The 1,244-nt window shown below is 40.7% G+C and carries 1 protein-coding gene; it reads left to right on the forward strand.

Features of this window, described 5'->3' with window-relative positions; translation table 11 throughout:
- A partial coding sequence (locus QOS07_RS09200; protein WP_283588646.1) for an ISL3 family transposase occupies positions 1–1,156 on the forward strand: 1,156 nt, incomplete at its 5' end.
- Positions 1,157–1,244: the final 88 nt, after the last annotated feature.

Genomic DNA, 1,244 nt, shown 5'->3' on the forward strand with positions numbered 1-1,244 from the left:
TAAAGCTTGCCCTAATTGTGGGGTGATCAACCGTGGTCAGATTGTTAAATTTGGTTATTATCAGGCTAAATATAAATACGGCCAATTTCGCGCCCAACCACTAATGTTACGAGTTAAGACGCAACGTTTTCGCTGTCCTGATTGTCAAAGCACCTTTAACGCTACTAGCGACTTATTTACGGATCACCACTCGGTCACCGCCGCATTGCGTCGCGAAGTTATATTACAGCTTTGTCGAGTACGCACCATTAAAGACATCGCTCATGATTTATTCGTTAGTGAAACGACTGTCCAGCGGGTCCTTAGGGACCTCGCGGACCAGTTTCAGCCAGATTGGAACTATTTACCACAAACTCTTTGTATTGATGAATTTAAATCGATGCGCAGTGCTCAAGGAAAGATGAGTTTTATTGCCGTCGATGGTAGTAAAAAGGGATTATTAGAATTATTGGAAGATCGTCGTTTACGAAGTCTCTTCGAACACTATCAACGCTTTAGCTATCAAGCGAGAAGACGCGTTAAATACCTCGTTATGGATATGAATGCTGCTTATGAACGACTAGCTAAAACCGTTTTTCCTAATGCCCAAGTCGTCTATGATCGGTTTCACATCGCCAAACACCTTAATGACACCATGAATCATGTACGAATTCACGTTTATCAACGATTATGTAAGGGCGATCGCCAGGCGCAAAAGCAAGCACGGCGAATTAAGCATTACTGGCGTCTCTTCCTTCAAGATCAAACCAATCTTAATACTGATGAATATTATGAAGGTCGTTACTTTCATCGGATAGTTAATTCAGTAACGATTTTAGATCTGATGTTGGCTTATGACGAAGAACTAAGTGCTACCTATAATCACATTCAAGCACTAAAATATGCTTACAATCAAAAAGACTTCAAACGTTTCTTTCGGTTATTAAATCTCAGCTCTGAGGGACTCAGTCATTATACAGTTCATCGCTGTCATGTCTTAGCTCGGTACCAGAAGGGGATTAGACTAGGCTTTCAACAGGAGTTCTCCAATGGACAAACTGAGGGATTTAATAATCGGATTAAATTAATTAAACGGGTTGCTTTCGGCTATCGTTGTTTTGAAACCTTTCGGACGAGGGTTTATTTAATTATGGGAAAACAAATCCAGGTAAGCTAAAAGGAACCATCCTCGCAGATGATTCCTTTAGACCAATTTTACAATGTAGAGCAGAAATTTCCTGATCAACACTACTTGACGTAGAGCC

This window comes from Limosilactobacillus viscerum (assembly GCF_947387525.1).
Taxonomy (GTDB): domain Bacteria; phylum Bacillota; class Bacilli; order Lactobacillales; family Lactobacillaceae; genus Limosilactobacillus; species Limosilactobacillus viscerum.